The sequence below is a fragment of the Streptacidiphilus jiangxiensis genome, assembly GCF_900109465.1.
GTDB lineage: Bacteria > Actinomycetota > Actinomycetes > Streptomycetales > Streptomycetaceae > Streptacidiphilus > Streptacidiphilus jiangxiensis.
In genome coordinates, this window is the sequence record NZ_FOAZ01000030.1 from 60949 (window position 1) to 76986 (window position 16038).

General features: G+C 72.7%; 13 protein-coding genes. 9 read left to right on the forward strand and 4 right to left on the reverse strand.

Going from position 1 to position 16038, the window contains the following annotated elements:
- Positions 1-2 precede the first annotated feature (2 nt).
- Complete coding sequence (locus tag BMY61_RS37860; RefSeq protein WP_063773376.1) at positions 3-3989, forward strand: glycosyltransferase family 2 protein; 3987 nt, start codon at positions 3-5, stop codon at positions 3987-3989.
- Between the two features lie 22 nt (positions 3990-4011).
- On the forward strand, positions 4012-5616 hold the full coding sequence (locus tag BMY61_RS37865) for a DUF5719 family protein (protein WP_052439290.1): 1605 nt from the start codon (positions 4012-4014) through the stop codon (positions 5614-5616).
- Between the two features lie 57 nt (positions 5617-5673).
- Here BMY61_RS37865 and BMY61_RS37870 read toward each other — a convergent pair whose 3' ends face one another.
- Positions 5674-6150 (reverse strand): metallopeptidase family protein, encoded by a 477-nt coding sequence (locus BMY61_RS37870; RefSeq protein ID WP_075004218.1) that lies wholly within the window; start codon positions 6148-6150, stop codon positions 5674-5676.
- Positions 6151-6294: 144 nt separating this feature from the next.
- On the opposite strand from BMY61_RS37870, the gene BMY61_RS37875 reads away from it, so the two are divergent.
- The 5 genes from BMY61_RS37875 (at position 6295) to manA (ending at position 11062) form a co-directional block, all read left to right on the forward strand.
- Positions 6295-6675 carry a DUF3499 domain-containing protein gene (locus BMY61_RS37875; protein ID WP_042456578.1) on the forward strand — a complete coding sequence of 127 codons (381 nt, stop codon included), beginning with the start codon at positions 6295-6297 and terminating at the stop codon, positions 6673-6675.
- 187 nt (positions 6676-6862) lie between these two features.
- Positions 6863-8248 carry a phosphomannomutase/phosphoglucomutase gene (locus BMY61_RS37880; RefSeq protein ID WP_042456576.1) on the forward strand — a complete coding sequence of 462 codons (1386 nt, stop codon included), beginning with the start codon at positions 6863-6865 and terminating at the stop codon, positions 8246-8248.
- 201 nt (positions 8249-8449) lie between these two features.
- Positions 8450-8626 carry a Trm112 family protein gene (locus tag BMY61_RS37885; RefSeq protein WP_075004219.1) on the forward strand — a complete coding sequence of 59 codons (177 nt, stop codon included), beginning with the start codon at positions 8450-8452 and terminating at the stop codon, positions 8624-8626.
- Positions 8623-9843, forward strand: coding sequence for an SIS domain-containing protein (locus BMY61_RS37890; RefSeq protein WP_042456574.1), 1221 nt, complete (start codon positions 8623-8625; stop codon positions 9841-9843). Before BMY61_RS37885 ends, BMY61_RS37890 begins: the two co-directional genes overlap by 4 nt.
- 7 nt (positions 9844-9850) lie before the next feature.
- Positions 9851-11062, forward strand: coding sequence for a mannose-6-phosphate isomerase, class I (gene manA, locus BMY61_RS37895; protein WP_042456571.1), 1212 nt, complete (start codon positions 9851-9853; stop codon positions 11060-11062).
- 48 nt (positions 11063-11110) lie between these two features.
- Here the strand turns inward: manA and BMY61_RS37900 are convergent, their stop codons facing one another.
- The 3 genes from BMY61_RS37900 to BMY61_RS37910 form a co-directional block, all read right to left on the reverse strand.
- On the reverse strand, positions 11111-11503 hold the full coding sequence (locus BMY61_RS37900) for a hypothetical protein (RefSeq protein WP_042456568.1): 393 nt from the start codon (positions 11501-11503) through the stop codon (positions 11111-11113).
- A gap of 30 nt (positions 11504-11533) precedes the next feature.
- Positions 11534-12364, reverse strand: coding sequence for a heavy metal-binding domain-containing protein (locus BMY61_RS37905; protein WP_201777636.1), 831 nt, complete (start codon positions 12362-12364; stop codon positions 11534-11536).
- Between the two features lie 64 nt (positions 12365-12428).
- Entirely contained in the window at positions 12429-13445 is a 1017-nt protein-coding gene (locus BMY61_RS37910) for a heavy metal-binding domain-containing protein (RefSeq protein WP_052439289.1), read from the reverse strand.
- 319 nt (positions 13446-13764) lie between these two features.
- On the opposite strand from BMY61_RS37910, the gene ahcY reads away from it, so the two are divergent.
- Both ahcY and BMY61_RS37920 read left to right on the forward strand, forming a co-directional pair.
- Positions 13765-15213 carry an adenosylhomocysteinase gene (gene ahcY, locus BMY61_RS37915; protein ID WP_042456565.1) on the forward strand — a complete coding sequence of 483 codons (1449 nt, stop codon included), beginning with the start codon at positions 13765-13767 and terminating at the stop codon, positions 15211-15213.
- A 51-nt stretch (positions 15214-15264) separates the two neighbouring features.
- On the forward strand, positions 15265-15885 hold the full coding sequence (locus tag BMY61_RS37920) for a hypothetical protein (RefSeq protein ID WP_042456562.1): 621 nt from the start codon (positions 15265-15267) through the stop codon (positions 15883-15885).
- Positions 15886-16038 lie beyond the last annotated feature (153 nt).

Genomic DNA, 16038 nt, shown 5'->3' on the forward strand with positions numbered 1-16038 from the left:
CGATGTCTGCCTACACCCATCAGCCCCAGGGGCACCCGGGCGCCGGGCGCCCTCCGGCGTACCCCCGGCACCTGGTCACCGCCGTCGTCGTCGCGCACGACGGGGCCCGCTGGCTGCCGCAGACCCTGCGCGGCCTGCTCGAACAGGACCGGCCCGTGCAGCGCGTGGTCGCCGCCGACACCGGCTCGACCGACAACACCCCGCGCCTGCTCGCCGACGCGCTCGGCCAGGACAACGTCCTCCAGTACGGGCGGCGCACCGGCTTCGGCACCGCCGTCAACGAGAGCGTGCGGGGCCTCGCCCCGCTCTACGCCGAGAACCTTCCCTACGCCATCCCGAACGGCTACGACCCGCTCGACCCGGACGAGGACGGCCACGACCAGTTCGGTGACCCCCTCGGCCACCACGACGAGCTCGCCGCCGAGCAGATGCGCGGCAGCGGCCGCCACACCGAGCCCGTCGAGTGGCTCTGGCTGCTCCACGACGACTGCGAGCCCGCGCCCGACGCGCTGCGCAAGCTGCTCCAGGTCGCTGAGTCCACGCCCACCGCCGCCGTCATCGGCCCCAAGATCCGCTCCTGGTACGACCGGCGCCAGCTGCTCGAGGTCGGCGTCAGCATCGCCCACTCCGGCCGCCGTTGGACCGGCCTGGACCGCCGCGAGCAGGACCAGGGCCAGCGCGACCAGGTCCGCCCCGTCCTCTCCGTCTCCAGCGCCGGCATGCTGATCCGCCGCGACGTCTTCGAGCAGCTCGGCGGCTTCGACAAGCAACTGCCGCTGATGCGCGACGACGTCGACCTGTGCTGGCGCGTCGCCGCCGCCGGGCACCGCGCCGTCGTCGCCCCGGACGCCGTCGTCCGTCACGCGGAGGCCGCCAGCCGCGAGCGCCGCCCCATCGACTGTGCCCGCCCGGACCGCCCGCACCGCGTCGACAAGGCCGGCGGCGTCTACACGCTGCTCGCCAACGCCCGCGGCTCCCGGCTGCCCTACCTGCTGCTGCGCATCCACATCAGCACGCTGCTGCGCGCCCTCGGCTATCTGCTGGCCAAGACCCCCGGCCTCGCCATGGACGAGATCGGCGGCCTGGGCCACGTCATGCTGCGCTTCGGCTCGTTGCTCGCCGGCCGTGCCCGACGCCGGCGCACCCGGACCGGCGACGCCCTCGACGACCGCACGCTCTTCCCCGCGCTCGGCGCCACCACCCGCGCCGCCGTGGAGAACCTGATCGCCGAGTTCGGCGGCGGCCGGGCCAACGAGGCCTTCTCCTCCCGCCACGGATCCGTCGAGTCCGGTCCCGTCGACGACGACAACGACATCCTGGAGATCGAGCAGTTCGCGATGCTCAAGCGCATCGCCCGCAAGCCGGCGCCGGTGCTCTTCGCCGGCCTGCTCGTGATCACCCTTGTCGCCTGTCGCTCGCTGCTCGGCAGCGGCGCCGTCTACGGCGGTGCGCTGCTGCCCACCCCCGGCGGCGCCACCGACCTGTGGCAGCAGTACGCGGCCGGCTGGCAGACCGTCGGCGTCGGCGCCGCCGGCAGCTCCCCGCCCTACCTCGGCGTGCTCGCCGTGCTGTCGAGCATCACCTTCGGCAACCCCGGCCTCGCGCTCTCGCTCCTGCTGCTGCTCAGCGTGCCGCTGGCCGGTGTCTCCGCCTATCTCGTCTCCCGGCCGCTGATCGACTCGCGCCTGGTGCGCGCCTGGGCCAGTGCCACCTACGCGCTGCTGCCCGCCGCGACGGGCGCCATCGCCCAGGGGCGCGTCGGGACGGCCGTCCTGGCCGTGCTGCTGCCGCCGCTGGCCCGTGCCGCCGCCGTCGCCTTCGGTCTCGGCATCCGCCGCGAGACGGCCGCCCGTGGCGGCCGCCCCGGCTGGCGCAGTGCCTGGGTCGCCGCGTTCACGCTGACGCTGTCCACGGCCTTCGTCCCGCTCGCCTGGCTGCTCGGCGTGCTGCTGGCCGCCGTCGCGCTGGGTGGCGCGTTCCTGCGCGGCGGCGCCTTCGGGCAGGGTGTCGGCGCGCTGCGCGGCCTCGCCCCGCGCGTCGCCGTCATGCTCGGCACGCCGCTGCTGGTGCTCGCGCCCTGGTCGCTGGACCTGCTGCTGCACCCGGGCCGGTTCCTGCTGGAGGCCGGTATCCCCGGCCTCGTCGGCTCGCCCGCGACCCCGGTCGACCTGCTCACCCTCGACCCCGGCGGCAAGGGCGCCGTGCCGGGCCTGCTCGTCGTCGGTGTGCCGCTGGCCGCCCTCGCCGCGCTGCTGCGCGCCGACCGGCGCCGTGCCGTGCTCGCCGCCTGGGGCGCCGCCGCGGTCGGCCTCGTCGGCACCGTCGTGGTCGCCGGCAGCACCGTCGTCGCCGCCAGTGGCCAGACGCCGGTGCCGGTCTGGGGCGGCCCGGCCACCCTCATCGCCGGTGTGGCGCTGCTCTCCGCCGCCGCCATCGGCGCCGACCACGCCCGCGAGCGCGTGGCCGCCATCAACTTCGGCTGGCGTCAGCCCGTCGCCGCGCTCGTGCTGTTCGCCGCCGCGCTCGCGCCGGTCGGCGCGGCTGGCTGGTGGCTGCTGCGCGGCGCGGCCGGACCGATCCAGCGCGGCGACGGCACGCTCGTCCCCGCCTTCATCGCGCAGCAGGCGCAGGGCGGCTCCCAGATCCGCACGCTGGTGCTGCGCACCGGCGACCAGGGCCAGGTGGTCTCCTACAGCCTGGTGCGCGGCTCCGGCCCGACCGTCGGCAGCACCGAGGGTGCGGCCGTGGACAGCCCCTCGCCGCAGCTCGCCCAGCTCGTCGGTGACCTCGCCGCAGGCTCAGGCGGCGACCAGGCCGCCCAGCTGGCGGACTTCGGCATCCAGTACGTCGAGGTGCTCGCCCCGGTCGACGCCGACCTCGCCGCGACCCTCAACGCCACCGCCGGCCTCGCCCGGCTCAGCCAGCAGCAGTCCGACAGCCTCTGGCGGCTCCAGGAGAACACCGCCCGCGTGCTGATCCGCAGCACCGGAAACCCCGACGTCACCGTGGACTCCGGTCCGGTCGACGTCAGCTCCACCATCCCGGCCGGTCCGGACGGGCGCGTGCTGCGTCTCGCCGACTCCGCCGACCCGGGCTGGACCGCGACGCTCGACGGCCAGTCGCTCACCGCGAAGACGGTCGACGGCTGGGCCCAGGGCTTCCAACTGCCCGCCGCCGGCGGAAAGCTGGAGGTCAGCTACCACGAGAGCCTGGTCCACGAGGGCTGGATCGCCGTCCAGAGCGTGCTGGCCGCCGCGCTGATCGTGCTCGCGCTCCCCGGACGCCGCCGCAACGTCGACGACGACCAGCCGGAGGAGGGCGAGCTCGCCGCCGCCGCGGCAGCGGCCGAGCAGCCGCTCGTCCCCGGCTCCCGCCGCGCCCGCCGCATGGCGGCGGCCGGCGCCGACGGCGCCCAGGACGGCGAGGAGGAGGCCGCCCAACAGGGCGTCTACGCCGGTTCGGTGGGGGCGCCCGGCGCCGCCGACGAGTCCGACGGTCACGGCACCCCCGGGCAGGCTCCCGACCCGACCTACGCCGGGATGGGCGCCGACCCGAACGGCTACGGCGGCTACGCCCCCGGCGGACCGGGTGAGTACCAGGGTCAGGCTCCCTACGGCCCCGAGTACGGCGCCGCGCAGGACCCGCAGTACGCGGGCTACGGGTACGAGGGCGGCTACCCGGGCCAGTCGGCTCCGTTCGCCGACCCGCAGTACGCCGACCCGCAGTACGGCGAGCCCCCGTACGGGGCCCCGACGTACGGAGGCGGCTACGGAGACCCGCACCAGGGCGGCCCGGCCTACGACCCGTCGTACGGCGACCCCAACCAACAGTCGGGCTACCACCCGCAGCACGAGGCGGGCGGCGTGCCCGGTCAGGCCTACGGCTGGCACGACGCCGGTGCCGGAGCCGGAGCCGGGCACCCGGGCCAGAGCCCGTACGGCTCGCTGGGTGCCGACGACCCGTGGCTGACCGGCCGCGACGAGCAGTGACGAGCAGGGAGCTGACCACCAGATGATCAACCGGACCACCCAGTCCCTGCTGGGCGCGCTCGGGGTGCTCGCGCTCGCGCTCGGCGTCGCCGAGGTGCACCCGCCCAAGGGCCAGGCCGCTGCCAGCGGCGCCAGCGTCCGCACCGCCGTGCAGCAGACCACCCTGGTCTGCCCGCCGCCGGTGCAGGGCTCCTCGGGCACCACCCAGTACAGCCTTGCCGCGCCCGGTGGCTCCGGCTCGGCGGGTGGCTCGGGCTCCGCGTCCGGGACGCTGACGCCGCTGTCGGCCCCGATCGACGGCTCGGCCACGGCGAACACCGGCGGCGCCTCGCCGTCCGCATCGGCGACCAGCCCGAGCCCCTCCGCGTCGGCGAAGGGCAAGGCCCATGCCTCGTCCTCCGCCAAGGCGTCGGCCTCCGCGAACGCGGCCTCCCCGGCCGCCGGCTCCTCCGCGGCGCCCGCGCCCGCCGCCTCGCCGATCGCCCAGCTGACGCAGCTCGGCGGTGCGACGACCGCGAAGGCCCCGTCCGGCAGCAACGCCCCCGGCATGATCGCGACCGCGGGCGGCGCCCTCGCGCCCGGCTTCACCGTCCAGCAGACGACGCTCTCCAGCAAGGGCCTCGCCGGCACCGGCTGCAGCGCCCCCAGCACCGACTTCTGGTTCGTCGGTGCGGACACTGCCAAGGGCACGACGGCCTACCTGGAGCTCTCCAACGCCCAGGACGTCAACGCCGACGCCGACGTCCAGATCTACGGCGCGAACGGCGAGGTCGACGACACCGTCGCGTCGAACATCAACATCCCGGCGCTCGGCACCAGCCGGATGCTGCTCTCCTCGCTGGTCCAGCCCGGTAACGACGGGCAGAACCTCGCCGTCCACGTCCTCGTCCGCAGCGGCCAGGTCGCCGCGGCGCTGCACGAGAGCCAGGACGGCAACGGCTCCGACTGGATCCCGGCGACCACCCTCGACTCCAGCGCCGTCATCCCCGGCCTGCCCGGCGACGTGCAGAAGTTCGGCCTCACCGTGGCCGTGCCCGGGGACACGGACGCGGACCTGAAGATCCAGCTGGCCTCCCAGAACGGCTGGATCACCCCCGCGGGCCACGAGACCATCCACGTCAAGGCCGGCATGGTCGACTACGTGGACCTCTCCAACGTCACCCACGGCCAGCCCGGTGCGCTGCGGCTCACGCCGTCCGACCCGAAGCAGGCGACGCCGTTCGTCGCCTCGGTCTTCGCCTCCGGCCACGGCGACATCGCCTACCTCTCCGGCACCGCGCCGCTGACCCGGCGGGGCACGGTCGCCGGGAACCAGTCCGGCTCCTCGATCCTGCTGACCGCGCCGAACGGCGCGGCCACGGTGACCGTCAGCTCCATCGGCAACGGCGGCAGCCCGACGTCCAAGACCGTCCGGATCACGGCCGGCTCGACCGTCGCCGTCCAGCCGCAGGTGCCCGCCGGCGCGTCGACCTATGCCGTCACCATCACCCCGACCTCGGGCGGCCCCGTCTACGCCGCCCGCGAGATCGGCGACAAGGACGGCCTGACGATCCAGCAGATCCCGGACGACGGCTCCACGGTCCTCATCCCGAGCGTGATCCAGAACCCGGCGATCCTGGTGCAGTGAGGGTAGGTGCACGATCCGGGAGGCGCGGCCTCCCGGATCGTGCAACGTCCCCTGCGGTCAGTCCTCGCCGTAGCGGGGGTCGACTGCCTCCGGCTCGACGCCGAGCAGCTCGGCGACCTGTTCGACCATGATGTCGTGCACCAGGGCGGCGCGCTCCTCGCGGCCCTTCGCGCGGATCTCCACCGGCCGGCGGTAGACCACGATGCGCGCGGGGCGGTCCTTCGCCGCCTCGACGACGCGGCCCAGGGGGACCTCGTCCGGACGGACGTCCTCGACCGACGGCTCCGGCTCGCCCGGCAGGGGCGCGGGGACGTCCTGGACCGCGAACTCGACCTCTTCCAGCTGCGGCCAGCGCCGCTCGAGCCGCTCCACCGACTCCCGTACGTACTCGTCGAAAAGCTCCGAGCGGCTCAGCGCGATCGGAACCTGGCGCGGTGCCAGCGGTCCGCGCATGCCCCGGCCGTGGCGGTCCCGGCGCCGCGGCGTCGCGGGCGTGGCGGGGGTGGCGGGCGTGGATACGGGTGGTCTCTCCATCACGACATAGCGTATCCGCTGCCACCGACAGTAACCCTGCTGCGGCCGTCGTCCGGCGGGAACGGGCCCCTTCCCGACGACACGGGGCCTGATCCGGGGCAGAGTCTTCGCGGCCCGGTCAGGAGTGCGGTACCGTCCAACGTCGTGAGCCCTGTCCGTCGTTGTTCGCGCACCGCCTGCGGCCGTCCCGCAGTGGCGACTTTGACGTACGTCTACGCGGACTCGACCGCCGTACTGGGCCCCCTCGCGACCTACGCCGAGCCGCACTGCTACGACCTGTGCGCCGAGCACTCCGAGCGCCTCACCGCCCCGCGTGGCTGGGAGGTCGTCCGCCTCACCGTCGACACCGGCCCGATCCGCCCCTCCGGCGACGATCTGGAGGCGCTGGCCAACGCCGTCCGCGAAGTCGCTCGCCCGCCGGCCCGCCGTCAGGACGGCGGCTCCGAGGCGGACCCGACAGAGGTCGGCCGCCGCGGCCACCTGCGGGTGCTGCGCACCCCCGACGAGTTCTCGCCGGAGGGCTGACCGGGCCTCCCGAGCGAGGCCCGCGTCACCCTCGTCGCACCCCTGCCCGCCCCCTCGGCAACCCCGTGAGCTGCGCGGACGCCTGACGGTCACGCCGCGCTAACCCCATGCTCATGCACAGCCGGTATGGTGCACCTGGCAGAACCGAGGAAGTGTGACCAGGACCACAGAATGGCGGAGAGCCGCAGTGCGTGACCTCAAGCAGATCGTGAAGGCGTACGACGTTCGCGGAGTCGTTCCGGACCAGTGGGACGCCGACCTCGCCCGGGCGTTCGGTGCCGCCTTCGTCCAGGTCATCGGCGCGGACGCGGTCGTCGTGGGTCACGACATGAGGCCGTCCTCCCCGAGCCTGGCCCGCGCCTTCGCCGAAGGTGCCGCCTCCCGCGGCGCCGACGTGGTCGAGATCGGCCTCTGCTCCACCGACCAGCTCTACTTCGCCAGTGGCAAGCTCGACCTGCCCGGCGCGATGTTCACCGCCAGTCACAACCCGGCCCAGTACAACGGCATCAAGATGTGCCGCAAGGGCGCCGCCCCGGTCGGCGAGTCCACCGGCCTGGTGGAGATCCGCGAGCTGACCCAGTCGTGGATCAACGCCGACGGCTCCGTCACCATCCCGGCCACCGACGCCGTCACCGGCAGCATCACCCAGCAGGACGAGCTCCAGGCCTACGCCGACCACCTGCTCGGTCTGGTCGACCTGACCTCGATCCGTCCGCTCAAGGTCGCTGTCGACGCGGGCAACGGCATGGGCGGCCACACCGTCCCGACGGTCCTCGGTGGCCTGCCGCTCGAGATCGTCCCGATGTACTTCGAGCTGGACGGCACCTTCCCTAACCACGAGGCCAACCCGCTCGACCCGAAGAACCTGGTCGACCTGCAGGCCAAGGTCCGCGAGGTCGGCGCCGACCTCGGCCTGGCCTTCGACGGCGACGCCGACCGCTGCTTCGTCGTGGACGAGAACGGCGACCCGGTCAACCCGAGCGCGATCACCGCGCTGGTCGCGGTCCGCGAGCTGGCCAAGGCCCAGGCCGCGGGCGAGCAGGAGCCGGTGATCATCCACAACCTGATCACCTCCTGGGCGGTTCCGGAGATCGTCGCCGAGAACGGCGGCCGTGTGGTGCGCACCCGCGTGGGCCACTCCTTCATCAAGGAGGAGATGGCGAAGTCCGGCGCGATCTTCGGCGGCGAGCACTCCGCGCACTACTACTTCCGCGACTTCTGGCGCGCCGACACCGGCATGCTGGCCGCGCTGCACGTGCTGGCCGCACTGGGCGAGCAGACCAAGCCGCTGTCGGAGCTGGTCTCCGTCTACAACCGCTACATCCAGTCCGGCGAGATCAACAGCACCGTCGCCGACCAGGCCGAGCGGGTCGCCGCGGTCCGCGCGGCCTTCGCCGACGAGCCGGGCGTGAGCTTCGACGAGCTGGACGGCATGACCGTGGCCGGCGCCGACTGGTGGTTCAACCTCCGCGCCTCCAACACCGAGCCGCTGCTGCGCCTCAACGTCGAGGCCCGCGACGAGGCGAAGATGGCCGCCCTGCGCGACCAGGTCCTTGCGATCGTTCGCGCGTAGGTTGCACTGCCTCGCGGGCGCGGGGCCCTGTCGATGTGCGGCTCTGCCGCGTGGGCGCGACAAGCCACCCACGGCCTTGGGGCCCCGAGCCGACAGGCCATCCGCCTGGGGAGGGTTCCTCGCGCAGTTCCCCGCGCCCCTGACGGTGCAAGTAACCTGCTTGCACACTGATAGGCCCACGACTTCCGGAGCGCCAGCGACATGAGCATCGAACCCGCACTGCTGGAGATCTTCGCCTGCCCCGCGTGCCACGCACCCCTGCGTGAGGACGAGGCGGCGGCGGAGCTTGTCTGCACCGGCGACGCCTGCGGGCTCGCGTACCCGGTGCGGGACGGCATCCCCGTCCTGCTCGTGGACGAGGCGCGTCGGCCCGCATGATCGACGAGCGGCTGCTCGACGACGTCGACGCGCTCGGACGCGTGGACGCGCGTGACGCGTTGCTCGCGCTGGCCTCGGCGGGTGCGCGGGTGCGCACCTCGCTACGGGCCGCGGAGGAGGCTGGGCTGTCCGGCCTGCGGCCGGAGGGACGGCCGCGCGCGGTCCTGATCGCCGGACACGGGAGTGCCGCGACCGCCGGTGACGTGGTCGAGGCGTTCTGCGACAACGTCTGCCAGGTCGCCGTGCTGCGACCCGGCTCGGGCGAGGACGCGGGGCCGGAGTGGACCCTGCCGGGCTGGGCCGGGCCGTCCGACCTGCTGGTCGCCGTCGCGACCGACGGCGAGGTCCCGGGGCTGGTCCGGCTCGTCGAGCGCGCCTATGGCCGCGGCTGCTCGCTGGTCGTGATCGCCCCTCCCCACTCGCACCTGGGCCAGGCCGCGCTGCAGGTGCGCGCGCTGCCGCTGCCCTATGTGCCGGCTGCCGAGACCGACGAGCGACGCCCGCTCCACGAGGACGCCGACCTCCCGCGTGAGGACCCGGGCGACTTCTGGGGCGTGCTGACCCCGCTGCTGGCCCTGGCCCTGCGCCTCGGGCTGGTCACGGGCGGCCCGCAGACCCTGCAGGGCGTGGCGGACCGTCTCGACGAGGCGGCGGTGCGCTGCCGTCCCTCGGCCGCGGCCTACGACAACCCGGCCAAGACCCTGGCCGTGCAGCTCGGCGCGTCCCTGCCGCTGCTGTGGAGCAACGGACCGTGCGGCACCGCCACCGCGGGCCGGTTCGCGGCCATGCTGGCCGACCACGCGGGCCGCGCGGCGCTCACCGGCGTGCTCCCGGAGGCGATGGCCGCCCAGCGTGGCCTGTTCACCGGGACGCTCGGTGCGGGTTCCGCCGATCCGGACGACTTCTTCCGGGACCGGGTCGAGGACGACGCGGGCCTGCGCATCCACGTGCTGCTGCTGCGCCACCGCCCCGGAGCCCCGGAGGAGGACGGCACCCACGACGTCATCGCGGAGCCACCTGCCGACCACCTGCCGGACAGCGATTCAGTCGGCACCCGTCGTACCGTGGCGCGGGCCCGCCGCCTCGCGGCGGACCACCAGGTCGCCCTGCGCGAGCTCGTCTCGGTGCGGGCCGACCCGGTCGAGGCACTTGCCGAACTCGTCGCCCTGACCGACTTCGCGGCCGTCTACCTCGGGCTCGCGGCTGAGAGGACGTAGAACACGCATGGACCGCTTGGAGAACGCCGTCCGTCCGTACGCCTGGGGGTCGCGTACCGCGATCCCGGCCCTGCTCGGCCAGGAGCCCAGTGGGGAGCCGCAGGCGGAGCTGTGGATGGGCGCGCATCCCGGTGCGCCGTCCGGCGTGGACCGCGGCGCGGGCGGTGTCTCCCTGGACCGGCTGATCGCGGCGGACCCCGAGCGGGAGTTGGGTGCCGCCACGGTGGCCCGGTTCGGTGCGGGGCTGCCGTTCCTGTTCAAGGTGCTGGCGGCGGGTGAGCCGTTGTCGGTGCAGGTGCATCCGGATCTGGCGCGGGCGCGGGCGGGGTTCGCGGCGGAGGAGGCGGCCGGGGTGCCGCTGGAGGCGCGGGAGCGGAACTACAAGGACGCGAACCACAAGCCCGAGATGCTGTGCGCGCTGGAGGAGTTCACCGGCGTGTGCGGGTTCCGCGCACCGCTTTCGACCGTCGCACTGCTGGAGCGGCTGGGCGTTGCCGGGCTGCGTCCGGTCGTGGACGTGCTGCGGGCCAAGCCCGAGACGGAGGCCCTGCGCGAGGCGCTCACCTGGGTGCTCACCCTCGACAACCCCACCGTGATCGAACTCGTCGGCGCGACCAGGGACGCCTTGCTGCGTCTCGCGGGGGAGTCCGCCTCGCCCGCCGAGGCGCTGATGCTGCACGACTACGCGGTGCTGGCGGACCACTACCCGGCCGACCCCGGCCTGCTGTCGGCGCTGCTGCTGAACCACGTGGTGCTGCGGCCGGGCGAGGCGGTCTACCTGGGGGCGGGCGTGCCGCATGCCTACTTTCGCGGGCTCGGCGTCGAGCTGATGGCCAACTCGGACAACGTGCTGCGCGCCGGACTGACCCCGAAGCACATCGACGTGCCGGAGCTGCTGCGGGTGGTGGAGTTCGCGGCGACGGAGCCGGGGGTGATCCGGCCGCGGTCGGTGGCCGCACACCCGGGCGAGGAGCTCTACCCCGCGCCGATCGACGAGTTCCGGCTCTCGCGCTACCGCGAGGGGAGCTGGCCGCTGCCGACGGACACCCCGCAGATCCTGCTGTGCACGGGCGGCCGGGTCGTGCTGACCGACGCCACGGGGGAGGAGCTGGTGCTCACCCCCGGTCAGTCCTGCTTCATCGCCGCCCACAGCCCCGCCGTCACCGTGACGGGCGAGGGCGAGGACGCCATCCTCTTCCGGGCCACCGTCTCGGTCTGACGCCCGCAGACGAGCGGTGGGGAACGCCGTGGCGCTCCCCACCGTCGTTCACAGACCCAGGACCAGCTTCTCCAGCGCCGCCCGGGCCCGGGCGTCCGACTGCGCCCGCGCCGCCACGGCCGTGGCGAGCTCGTGCACCCACTCGTCCAGCGCCACCTGCTTGCGCGACAGCACCACGCCGCGCACCACCGTCGCCACCTCACCCTGCGGGCGACCGTGCGCGAGCACCAGGATCAGCCGACGGTCGTCCAGGATCACCTCCAGCCGCTCCACCGTCCCCGGACGGCCGGACAGGCGGTCCGAGACGCTGCGCTTGCGCGCGAGCTCGACGGAGCCCGGAGGCAGGGCGTCCGCCAGGGAACCCGTCAGCACCTGGGCATACATGTCCAGATCCGCCGCGTCCCGGCGCAGCGCCGCCGCCAGCAGCTCGATCTCGCTCATCTACCTTCGCTCCTCGTCAGTTCGGGACTCTCAGCCGTCCAGGCTCAGCACCATCGTGGGCCGCTCGATCTCGTGGTCCGGACGCAGCGGACGGACCGCCGTGCCGATCGAGAAGAACTCCGTGGTGTGCCCGCCCCAGCGGTGGTTGTGGGCGTTGAGCTGGACCCCCACCACGCCCTCGGCGTGCAGCGCCTCGGCCTCCGCCTGCATCCGCGACATCGCCAACTCGCGAGCGTCGTAGAGGGCCTGCGTGAACTGCTCGATCTCCACATTCTTGCCGATGTTCGAGAACACGGCGCCCATCCGCTGGTGGGCGATGTGGTAGACGCAGGTGCCCATCACCATGCCCAGCGGCGCGTAGCCGGCCCGGATCAGCGTCCAGAAGTCCTGGCCGGACAGGTCCGAGGTGAACGGCTGGTTCTTGTTGTTGCGCCAGCTGCCGCCGCCCGGCGCCGGGTGGTCCGCCTTCACGGCGGTGCCGATGGCGATGAACTCCGCGATGTCGTTGCCGAACTCACGGGCCTCGACGGTCAGCCGGACACCGACGATGCCGTCCGCCCCGAGCGCGGCCGCCTCGGCCTCCATCCGCGCCATCGCGAGCTCACGCGCGTGGTACATGGCCTGGCTCAGTGTCTCCAGCTCCTGGTTCTTGCCCCAGCGGCCGAACTGGATGCCGACGTGGTAGATCGAACTGCCCAGCACCAGGCCGATCGGCTTGAAGCCGGCCTCGCGCACGAGCAGGAACTCGTTGACCGACAGGTCGCTCGTGAAGATCGAGCCGGGACGGCCGGGCTGCAGCTCCTGCAGGCGCCGCATCGCGTCGGCCGGCACGCCCTGGGCGGTCGGATCCATCGTGCTCATCGGGCAGCTCCCCTTGCGTCGGTCCCATGGTGGTCGGTGCGGGCGGTTCGGTCGATGCGTGCGTTCATCCCTGGTCTCCCAGGTCCTGGAGTTCGGTGAGCAGGCGGCGGTACTCGTCGCGGTCCCCGTACGGGCTCGAGGCGATCGCGTTGAGCCGCTGCCGGAGCCGGTCGCCGCGCTTGCCCAGCGGCATCACCGACAGCGTCCGCGGCGCGGCGGCCTTGGTGCGGAAGCGGGCAATGCTGGTGCCGATCATCGTGGCCTCCGCCACGTGGTCGCGCTGCTCCGAGTTGTTGTTCGAGGCCCGGATGCAGGACTCCTCCCACACCCGCAGGTCGCCGGCTGCCATGATCACGCCGTCCCCGCCGAGGCGGGAGGCCTGCTTCCGCAGCTGCTGGCGGGCGTCCGCGCGGATCGCGTGGATCAGGTTGCTCCAACCCGTCACCTCGTTGTTCTGCCACGAGTACAGCTGGGACTGGGTGCGGTAGTCGTTGTGCCGGACGCCGATCGACATGCCCACCAGCAGCTCGGCCGGCACCCAGCCCGCGCTGATCAGCTTGGCGAAGCCCTGGCCGTCCAGATGGCAGGTGAACGGCTGCCGCGGCCGGACGTCCCCCTGCGCCCGTACCGCCGTACCGATGACCTTGAACTCCAGGCACTGCGGCGCGCTCGGGAACGCCTGCATGGTCAGCTGGGCCGCCACGACACCGTCGCCGCCCAGGGCCTGGCACTCCTGGGTCATCCGGCCCAGCGCGGTGCGCCGCGCCTGGTCGAACACCCCGACCAGCGCCCGGGACGGCGCACCGCTCCCCGAGAGCGCGATCGGCGCGTCGCCGTACCCTCCGAAGGAGTAACCGGCACCGCCGTAGAGGCAGTCGTGATAGCCCCAGTAGCGACCACTGCGGGCGATCTGGAACACGGCCGAGCCCATCACCTGACCGACCGGCTCGAAGCCGACCGACCGGACCGAGGCGAACTCGCCGGTGGACAACGCGGAGGTCCAGGTGCCGCTCTGCCTGACCTCCGCCATGCGCTCGGCGGCGGCAGGCGGCAGCCCACCGCCGCTCCAGGGAACCGTCATCCCGCCCCACTTCCGCTTCGCTCTGCGAACACGTAACTGCGCCTCTCGGAATGTACGCACGGTGTAGATTCGTCTCAAGCACCAGACGTCGCTGCTGATGGCGGTCGGCGGGCCCGGTCCTCGAGACCAGGGCACGCCGAGGGAGAGAGGGCCTCCGACGCACTGGTCCGGAACAATCGGTCATACGGTTGAGGCAGGCGCAAGGGTTCCCGGAACCCGCCGCCCCAACGGCATGCCCGCGCACGCGGTCGAGCCCACCTCGGTCGCGCGCCGGTTCCGGGCCATCCCAGCCCGCACCCCGACGTGATGGAGAGACAGCGTGACGTCCCTGAACGCCGGTGACTTCAAGGTCGCCGACCTTTCCCTGGCCACTTTCGGCCGCAAGGAGATCCAGCTCGCCGAGCACGAGATGCCCGGCCTAATGGCGATCCGCGAGGAGTACGCCGCCGCGCAGCCGCTGGCCGGCGCGCGGATCACCGGCTCGCTGCACATGACCGTGCAGACCGCCGTCCTCATCGAGACCCTGGCTGCGCTCGGCGCCGACGTGCGCTGGTGCTCCTGCAACATCTTCTCGACGCAGGACCACGCCGCCGCCGCCATCGCGGTCGGCCCGAACGGCACCCCCGAGGACCCCCAGGGCATCCCCGTCTTCGCCTGGAAGGGCGAGACGCTGGAGGAGTACTGGTGGTGCACCGAGCAGGCGCTCACCTGGCCGGGCTTCTCCGGCCCGAACATGATCCTGGACGACGGCGGCGACGCGACGCTGCTGGTCCACAAGGGCGTCGAGTTCGAGAAGGCCGGCGCCGCGCCGGACCCCTCGACCGCCGACAGCGACGAGTTCCGCATCATCCTCGAGCTGCTCAACCGCACGCTCAAGGAGACCCCGAAGAAGTGGACCGAGGTCGCCTCCGAGATCAAGGGCGTGACCGAGGAGACCACCACCGGTGTCCACCGCCTGTACGAGATGCACCGTGACGGCCAGCTGCTGTTCCCGGCCATCAACGTCAACGACGCGGTCACCAAGTCGAAGTTCGACAACAAGTACGGCTGCCGCCACTCGCTGATCGACGGCATCAACCGCGCCACTGACGTCCTCATCGGCGGCAAGGTGGCCGTGGTCTGCGGTTACGGCGACGTCGGCAAGGGCTGCGCCGAGTCCCTCCGTGGCCAGGGCGCCCGCGTCATCGTCACCGAGATCGACCCGATCTGCGCCCTGCAGGCCGCCATGGACGGCTACCAGGTCGCGACGCTGGACGACGTCGTCGGCATCGCCGACATCTTCGTCACCACGACGGGCAACAAGGACATCATCATGGCCTCGGACATGGCCAAGATGAAGCACCAGGCCATCGTCGGCAACATCGGCCACTTCGACAACGAGATCGACATGGCCGGCCTGGCCAAGATCCCGGGCATCGTCAAGGACGAGGTCAAGCCGCAGGTCCACACCTGGACCTTCCCGGACGGCAAGAAGCTCATCGTGCTGTCCGAGGGCCGCCTGCTGAACCTGGGCAACGCGACGGGCCACCCGTCCTTCGTGATGTCCAACTCCTTCGCGGACCAGACGCTCGCGCAGATCGAGCTCTTCACCAAGCCGGAGGAGTACCCGGTCGGCGTCTACACGCTGCCCAAGCACCTGGACGAGAAGGTCGCCCGCCTCCACCTGGACGCGCTGGGCGTCAAGCTCACCACGCTGACCCAGTCCCAGGCCGACTACATCGGCGTCAAGGTCGAGGGCCCGTACAAGCCCGAGCAGTACCGCTACTGATCCTCGTGATCGGTTGACGGCCACGCGGCCGCTGGCGCATAGGCTCGCCCTATGCCCAGCGGCCGTTACTCGTTCCACGACACGCACGACGACACCCCTCTCGGTGAAGAGCGCTTCAGTTGCGCCGCCGGACCCTCCGGCTGGCGCTACACCGCACAGACCTTCGCCGCCGACGGAACGACCGACGGTTCCGTCGACCTGACCCTCGACTCCCGCGCCCGACCGATGCGCCTGGAACTGCGCCGCCACGGCTGGCAGGTCCGCGGCGGCGCCCTGGCCGGCCTCACCTGGGTACGCACGCACGTCGAGGACACGGATCTCACGTTCACGCGCGAGGGCAACGAGAAGGCCCACGCCTTCACCGGCCGCTCGCCCGCATTCCTCCTCGCGACGGCCCGGATGCTCGCGCTGGCGGAGGGCACCTCCGCCCGGGTCCGGGTCGTCTCCTTCACCGAGCCGCTGTTGGCGCCACGGACGCTCGACCAGGGCTGGACTCTGGAAGCAACCGAAGCACACCCCACCGACAGCGGCCTGCTGACCGTCCGCCGCTTCCGCGTCGCGGATCTGGAGACGGGGGAGGAGGGGCTCGTGCACATGGCGGGTGACGTGGTGCTTTCCGCCCCCGGAGTGGAGTTGGAGGAGCTGGAGACACCACCAGGAGCATGGATTTGACTCTGCCCCGGGCGCCACGTAATGTTCTCCGAGTTGCCCCGCTCGACGGGGCGGCAAACCTCCTCGGATAATCGGTTAAATCCGGTTGACGGGAACTGCGAAATCGGAGCTGAAAAACTCTGATAGAGTAGAAAACGAAGGAAGCGCCCGGAG

Excerpts from the sequence above, each read along its gene's own strand:
- BMY61_RS37890 (WP_042456574.1), top strand. The coding sequence starts at position 8,623 with ATGATCGACGAGCGGCTGCTCGACGACGTCGACGCGCTCGGACGCGTG.
- BMY61_RS37865 (WP_052439290.1), top strand. The coding sequence starts at position 4,012 with ATGATCAACCGGACCACCCAGTCCCTGCTGGGCGCGCTCGGGGTGCTC.
- BMY61_RS37920 (WP_042456562.1), top strand. The coding sequence starts at position 15,265 with ATGCCCAGCGGCCGTTACTCGTTCCACGACACGCACGACGACACCCCT.
- manA (WP_042456571.1), top strand. The coding sequence starts at position 9,851 with ATGGACCGCTTGGAGAACGCCGTCCGTCCGTACGCCTGGGGGTCGCGT.
- BMY61_RS37905 (WP_201777636.1), bottom strand. The coding sequence starts at position 12,364 with ATGAGCACGATGGATCCGACCGCCCAGGGCGTGCCGGCCGACGCGATG.
- BMY61_RS37860 (WP_063773376.1), top strand. The coding sequence starts at position 3 with ATGTCTGCCTACACCCATCAGCCCCAGGGGCACCCGGGCGCCGGGCGC.
- BMY61_RS37910 (WP_052439289.1), bottom strand. The coding sequence starts at position 13,445 with ATGACGGTTCCCTGGAGCGGCGGTGGGCTGCCGCCTGCCGCCGCCGAG.
- BMY61_RS37885 (WP_075004219.1), top strand. The coding sequence starts at position 8,450 with ATGAGCATCGAACCCGCACTGCTGGAGATCTTCGCCTGCCCCGCGTGC.
- BMY61_RS37900 (WP_042456568.1), bottom strand. The coding sequence starts at position 11,503 with ATGAGCGAGATCGAGCTGCTGGCGGCGGCGCTGCGCCGGGACGCGGCG.
- BMY61_RS37870 (WP_075004218.1), bottom strand. The coding sequence starts at position 6,150 with ATGGAGAGACCACCCGTATCCACGCCCGCCACCCCCGCCACGCCCGCG.